Here is a 6,098-nt window from a genome sequence, read left to right on the forward strand (position 1 = left end):
CCTTGCAGGTTGATTGATCAGCGGCCAGCCAGGCGGGCGCGCATGGCGGCCAGAGCGGAATTGCCAACCTCTGGTGTGCGTGTTCCGGCCACCTCGGCGGGCAGTGCCAGTGGCATTTTCTGCAGCGGTTCCCCGGCCATAATCCGGCGCACCGCGATGGTGTAGTTGCGCTCAAACAGCTTCGAGCTGGCATCGGCGGGCAGCTTGTTCAGGTTCTCGAACCCGCATTCCTTGGCGGCGTGCCATACCGCGTCATGACTCCATCTGCCCTTCCCTGCCATGGCCGGGTGAGCATTGCGGGTGGCCTCGCGGAAGGCGGCTTCCTGAGTCGGCAAGCCGAGCATTTCGGGGGATGGCTGGCACCATCCGATGAACTCGCCGGGTGGCGGGATGAACGCCGCGCCCGACTGCCTGCACCGCATGAGGCCGAACTGCAGCTGCTCGGGGCTGCTGATTCCAGCCTCGAGGAAGGCTGTCAGCCACTGCTGCTTGGAGGCGGTGTAGGTCGCCTGGTCTGGCCACGCTTGCTTCCATGCGGTACAGATCGAACGCAGATCGCGGAACAGGTCGTTGATCACCGCCGCGGTCTTGCGGTTGAGTTCGGCCTTGACGTCAGCTGGCAACTCGTAGCCTGTCGAGATGTGTTGGCCGGACTGCACCTTGGCCCACAACCCATGCGTGACGACGGCAACCGGATTCACTGGACACCCCCGCTCTCGATCCATGACGTGTCGCCGTCATCGAACGGCTGCCCGCCATTGGCAGTGCGCAGCGGTACGACCTTGGCCGCGCTCGCAAGATCGCGCTTGATCCAACCGACCAGTTCGGCAATCCATTGACTCTCGGTCTTGGCTAGCCCCTTGGCGTCGTGATGGACAACGAACTGCGCAGTGGCCTTTTCCGAGAACTCTGCGATAGGGACGCCCGAGCGCTTGGCGTAAGCCTCAAGCTGCACCTGGTCAGGAACCCACTCGAGGAACATTGCGAACGGCTCGCGCGGAGAGTGTGTATTACTTCCCTTCCCTTCCTTTCCGGGGGTGAGGCCTCGAACATCGCTAGACGAGCCTTCGTCTATGCCTCGACTATCACTCGTCGAGGGCTCAACGAAATCCGGGTGCTTTACGGTAGGCCTGTCGATCTTCTGGTGGCGCCAGCCATTGACGTGCAGGTACTGCTTCGACGCAGCCTCGTAAGGGGTGATCAAGCGGTTCGCCACCAGCTCAGTGAGCAGCCCATCGACCGCCTGCGCGGTGATATCGTCGCCAGGGAACACGAGCGCCTTGATGGTCTTAGGAGACATCGGGTGGTTGCCTGCGTCATCGCAGAAGTTCCAGAGACCGATGAAGAGGAGTCGAGCCATCGCCGAGCACTCCATGACCTGTTCGCTGGTCCAAAACTCCGGCTTGATGGTGCGGATACGAGCCATTACAGACGCCCTCCCTTGCCATGAACCTGATTCGTCAGACTCAGCGAATCATCGAAATCTGATGCGGAATGCGCGGTGTTGCCTGCATCGTCTTCGCGGTGCATAATCGACCTCGTTGTTTGTTACAGAAGACCGCCCTGCCAGGCGGTTTTTTTTCGCCTGCTGTTCGGGCACTGGATGCATGAACAGCGGGGCGAACTCACTACTGGCGCAAGGCCAAGTCACCCATAATCCTTCTCACACGCACCAGCGTGCAGCGAAGACGGCCGGCTCGGAAACGGACGCAGTTCCTCCCCGCTCATCGTTCCGTCTTCGTTCTCGATCACGAAAATCACCCGGCCAGCCTTCATCGCCTTGGCGATGGCAGGGGCGCTCACATCAAGCCCCTTGGCGACGGCGGTCTGGCCGATTCGCTCAACAAGCTCAGGCAGCAGTGTTCGGTTCATGGCATTGCCTCAGTGGTGAATGCGCATGATGTTAACCGCCGGTTAGCATTTCTTCAATACCGGCGGTTGAGGCAGTTAAATTAACCTCCGGTTAAATTCCGCGCATGACGAAAAAGAAAGATCTTTCCCCGGAACTGAAGGCCGAGTGCGACGCAGCCAAGAGGCTGTTCACTCAGAAGAAAAATGCATTGGGCCTGACGCAGGCAAAGGTGGCCGAGGCTGCTGACATTTCGCCGGCAGGCGTCGCCATGTACCTGAATGGCACCAACCCCCTGAATGCGAAATTCGCCGTTGTGCTCTCTAAGCTTCTTCAAGAGCCTGTGGATCGGTTCAGTCCTCGCCTGGCTGCTGAGCTAGCGCAGATGCAGGGTGCCCAGGTGGAGAGTGCTGAAAACACTGGGAGCACGGCAGCTGAAAAGGTCCTAGAGATGCTGCGCAAACATGGCGGCAAGTCGCTGGATGCAACGGCCCAGGACAAGATTGCGAGGGCGGTCGCCGACAGCCTGTCCGAATCTTCGAGTCCGTCAGCAGTGACCAGCCAGGCGGCAAAAATGTTCGCACCAGGTCATGGCGATATCTCAATCCCCCAGTACGACATTCGAGCCGCGATGGGCCACGGCCAGGTGCCGGCCGAGTACAACGAAGTCATCAGGAATGTGGTAATCCGCGAAGAGGTGCTGCGCGAGAAAGGTGTGACTTACACCTCAGCGCAGGCGCTGTCGATGATCACAGGATGGGGGCAGAGCATGGAGGGGACGATCAACGACAAAGATCCGGTGATCGTTGACCGCGGCGTGAACGATTACCAAGGTGAAGGCGTGTATGTGCTCACTTGGCATGGCGATCTGCTGATCAAGCGCCTGCAGCGTAAGGATGAGGATCATGTTTGGTTGATTTCTGATAACAAAATATACGATAAGCAACCAGCCAGATTCGATGACGTTACCATCCATGCAAAAGTCCTGCTGGTTTGGAACGCACGTAAAATATAGCAGCATGTAACATGGAAAGGATTCAATGAGACTTAGTTACTACGGGTACTACTTAACTCACAAAATGAACTACGGAAGGCATCTAGTTGACCTCTCCCAATTCATTTTATCTTTTGCCGAGTGCGAAGATGCCAACCTCAAAGGACGGCTATTCTACAACTCAGAAAACATCTACCTCCAGAAACTCGCAGGAAACGTCTGCGTTTTTGCAATGACTCGAGATGCTGAAAAATTCAAAAAGATCGACACATCAAAAATGTCCATTTCAGAGTTTAAGCAGCTATTGGGTGAAGATGAAAAGCTAGGATTCGCCTCCTACATAATACTTAAGCCGAATTTCTTCGGCTTTGCCTCGTCTTCGCTGTCTCCGAAATTTGACGCATTTTGCAGCATCATCAACTCTCTATTATCGTACACCGGCAATGGAGCATGGGATTTTTGCGTGAATCCCCTAGTGCATCAAGCGACTAGGGACGAGGCCGTGAAAATGAATTACATCGGCAAAACTACAATCGAGGTAAAGCGTGAAAACAGCCTTGCGCGCAACATTCTGAGCGTTATAAATGCAGACAGCGACGCTGACGAATTAGACTCGCTAGAGATAACACTAAAACCGAAAAAAGGTCGAAGTATTAAAGGGTATTCGGGAAATCCTGTTGTAAGCAGGCTTCCCGATCCCAAAATCTCAAATTGATGGTCGTGTTGATGGACGCCCTATTGGGCGCCCTGGGTGGCCTTGAGAATGGCCTCGATCGGCACGCCGTAATCGGTAGGTATCTCGCTCGGGTCCATCGTGAAGATGTCCCGCATCACGAACGGAGACTGTCGCTTCGGCTTGGGCTTAATCACCTTGTGCTCCAGGCTGAACAACGTCTTGGCCCGGAACATCTCGAAGGACATGCCCCTGGCATTGCGGTTCAGGTCGCGCATCTGCCGGTTGATCGACTCGGTGAAGGCGTTGGTGTTGCGCTGGGCAGGGCCGAAGTAAGCGAAGATCTCCCTCTCCCAGTTCGTCATCGAGGTGATCAGCGGCTTCCAGTGGGCCTTGTGCCCCTCGGGAATCATGCTCAGCCACTGCTGGTAGCGTGACCGGGCCTCAGCCTCGGTGCTGGACTCCCAGATATCGAAGAACGCCTCCTTGAGCTTGTAGGCCACCCCCAGCTCGGGGAACTGATCCAGCCAGGTGTGGATGACCAGCTCGTTCATCGGGTTCAGGTCGCGGCGGCGCATCAGCAACAGCTTGCGGTCGCCCTTGAGCTGCCGCCGTTGGTGCTGGGTCAGCTCCTTCTTGATGCCCTTGCGCAGCACCTCCAGCGATTCGTTGGCCATTCGCTGGATGTGGAACCGATCCACCACGATAGCCGCCTTGGGGAACAGCTTGGAGGCCACGTCGCGGTACGGCTTCCACATGTCCTGGCAGACGATCTGGACGTTCTCCCGGCCCCGCATGTTGGCCAGGTAGTTGTAGAGCACGTCGAACTGGCGGGACTCCAGGATGTCGATGATCGTCCCCTGTTCGATGTTGGTCAGGACGCAGCGGAACTGCCGGTTCAGGTACAGCTCGTCGATGCCCAGCACGCGCGGCAGGGTGGGCCGGTAGCCGTAGGCCTGCACCTCGCAGTAGGCCTTGATGACGGCGCGCACCACCGACTCGTCCACGCCGACCTCATGTGCCACGCTGGCATTGGTGTTGGCCAGGGAGCGCTTCACGATGAAGTCGTAGCAGCGCCGCGTCATGCGGTGGTCTTCGGCCATCTCGTGAAACTTCGGCGTGAACGTCGAGTCGCAGCTCTTGCACTGGAAGCGCCGCTGCACGGCCCAGAGCGAGACTCGCTTTCCATGCATGGGCACGTCCCGGTATTTCACCTGCTTCTTGCCGAAGCGGACGAGCTGCCCCACCGTGCCGCAGGTGTGGCAGGCGGGCGGATCGGGATACTCCACCTGGAAGTGGTAATCGTGCTCGTCCTCTTCAAAGCTCAGCACCTGGGCTCGCAGAGGGTGGAGAAGGCTGGTAGGGGCGTTCACTGCTTGGCTCCTTGGCGCATTTGTCGCAGTTGGTGCTGCTGCACCGTGGCGCGGGTCTTGAGGTTCGTCAGCGCCGCCTGGGCGAACTCGAACATCTCGTCGGTGGAGACCGGGAGGTCGCCAGGGGTGAGCATGGCCTTGATCAGGTCATGGTGACTCATCACACAGGCATCGGTGGGGATCAGCGTGTACTGCTCCTCGCCCTTGTAGTCGGTGGAGACCATCCAGCGTTCGATGCGACCCAGCGGGCGACCGATCAGGGTGCCGAAGCCCTTGATCTCGTCCTTCGGCAGCCACTCGCCCTCCAGCGCATACGCCGCGATGAAGTTACGGGCAGAGTCGAGCTGCTCGGCAGGGATGTCGGCAGCGGAACGGACGCCGAAGGCGGCGTGTGTCTGCGACCAGATCTTCATGGTGGCTCGCCGGCGTACATCCTGCGGCAGCGAGGACACCTTGCCCTTGATTAGCGAACCGAGCATGTGGAAGCCATCGGTGCCGATGGTTTGGCCTACGAGCGTAGCCATGCGGTTGTCGGTGTCTTCGTACCGGCCATGCTTGCGGATCGAAGGCAGAACCTCGGCGGTAACCCACTTCTTGAAGCGCTTCGCCTCGGCCTTGCGACTACGAAGGATTAGGCTGTAGAGCCCGGACTCATTGATCAGGATCGGCTTGCGACCCGAACCCGAATACTGTTCGTGTTCGCACTTCTCGTCGCTATCCAGTCCAAGCAAGGCCTTATTGGTGTCGCTCAGCGCGAGTGCGGAGCAGACATCAATGGCGAAGAACCACGGCTGGTCGTCGATCAACAGGGCGCGGACCTTGCGAGCTTCAAACTGGAACGGGATGACTTTGGCTGCGTTCATGGGGCATCTCCAACGATTCTGGCTGTGTGCCCACCTTCCCAAGGCCAATTGGGAGGGTGGAACCGTGCGGGTTGGCCTACCGGTCGTTGGCACCGGCCACTCTTGCGAGTGCCCACACGGCCCACCCATAACGCGGGTGCAGCCATGCCTCGGACACAAAAAAACCGCTCTAGGGCGGTTGTGTCCGCCAACGAATACCGGGAGGCCAATCCCAGGCCGCAGGATTTACTGCGACGGGGACACGGTACCCAGCCCAAGGCGGTGTGTCAACAAGATTTCCCGTAAGCAAAAACGATTTGTAGAGCCCTACTGAAAGGGCTCAATCAACAACCTTTCCCGAATACCC

General features: G+C 58.3%; 7 protein-coding genes. 2 read left to right on the forward strand and 5 right to left on the reverse strand.

Features of this window, described 5'->3' with window-relative positions:
• Positions 1-17: 17 nt before the first annotated feature.
• The 3 genes from P0Y43_RS09940 to P0Y43_RS09950 form a co-directional block, all read right to left on the reverse strand.
• Positions 18-701 carry a replication protein P gene (locus tag P0Y43_RS09940; protein WP_275637114.1) on the reverse strand — a complete coding sequence of 228 codons (684 nt, stop codon included), beginning with the start codon at positions 699-701 and terminating at the stop codon, positions 18-20.
• Positions 698-1,426 (reverse strand): DnaT-like ssDNA-binding domain-containing protein, encoded by a 729-nt coding sequence (locus P0Y43_RS09945; protein ID WP_275637115.1) that lies wholly within the window; start codon positions 1,424-1,426, stop codon positions 698-700. The genes P0Y43_RS09940 and P0Y43_RS09945 overlap by 4 nt, the downstream gene beginning before the upstream one ends.
• A 221-nt stretch (positions 1,427-1,647) precedes the next feature.
• Positions 1,648-1,872, reverse strand: coding sequence for a Cro/CI family transcriptional regulator (locus tag P0Y43_RS09950; protein ID WP_275637116.1), 225 nt, complete (start codon positions 1,870-1,872; stop codon positions 1,648-1,650).
• Positions 1,873-1,976: 104 nt separating this feature from the next.
• Here P0Y43_RS09950 and P0Y43_RS09955 point away from each other — a divergent pair, with 104 nt between their 5' ends.
• Both P0Y43_RS09955 and P0Y43_RS09960 read left to right on the forward strand, forming a co-directional pair.
• Positions 1,977-2,864: a LexA family transcriptional regulator gene (locus P0Y43_RS09955; RefSeq protein WP_275637117.1), complete on the forward strand. Its 888-nt coding sequence runs from the start codon at positions 1,977-1,979 to the stop codon at positions 2,862-2,864.
• A gap of 25 nt (positions 2,865-2,889) precedes the next feature.
• Complete coding sequence (locus P0Y43_RS09960; RefSeq protein WP_275637118.1) at positions 2,890-3,558, forward strand: hypothetical protein; 669 nt, start codon at positions 2,890-2,892, stop codon at positions 3,556-3,558.
• Between the two features lie 20 nt (positions 3,559-3,578).
• On the opposite strand, the gene P0Y43_RS09965 is transcribed toward P0Y43_RS09960, so the two are convergent.
• A complete protein-coding gene (locus P0Y43_RS09965) occupies positions 3,579-4,889 on the reverse strand; it encodes an ISL3 family transposase (RefSeq protein WP_275635250.1) in 1,311 nt (436 codons plus the stop codon).
• Complete coding sequence (locus tag P0Y43_RS09970; protein ID WP_275635251.1) at positions 4,886-5,752, reverse strand: BRO-N domain-containing protein; 867 nt, start codon at positions 5,750-5,752, stop codon at positions 4,886-4,888. Before P0Y43_RS09970 ends, P0Y43_RS09965 begins: the two co-directional genes overlap by 4 nt.
• Between the last annotated feature and the right edge of the window lie 346 nt (positions 5,753-6,098).

Source organism: Pseudomonas entomophila (assembly GCF_029193575.1).
In the GTDB taxonomy this organism is placed as follows: Bacteria; Pseudomonadota; Gammaproteobacteria; order Pseudomonadales; family Pseudomonadaceae; genus Aquipseudomonas; species Aquipseudomonas entomophila_G.

Coding starts and splice junctions, on each gene's coding strand:
- P0Y43_RS09945 (WP_275637115.1), bottom strand. CDS start 1,426: ATGGCTCGTATCCGCACCATCAAGCCGGAGTTTTGGACCAGCGAACAG.
- P0Y43_RS09950 (WP_275637116.1), bottom strand. CDS start 1,872: ATGAACCGAACACTGCTGCCTGAGCTTGTTGAGCGAATCGGCCAGACC.
- P0Y43_RS09955 (WP_275637117.1), top strand. CDS start 1,977: ATGACGAAAAAGAAAGATCTTTCCCCGGAACTGAAGGCCGAGTGCGAC.
- P0Y43_RS09960 (WP_275637118.1), top strand. CDS start 2,890: ATGAGACTTAGTTACTACGGGTACTACTTAACTCACAAAATGAACTAC.
- P0Y43_RS09970 (WP_275635251.1), bottom strand. CDS start 5,752: ATGAACGCAGCCAAAGTCATCCCGTTCCAGTTTGAAGCTCGCAAGGTC.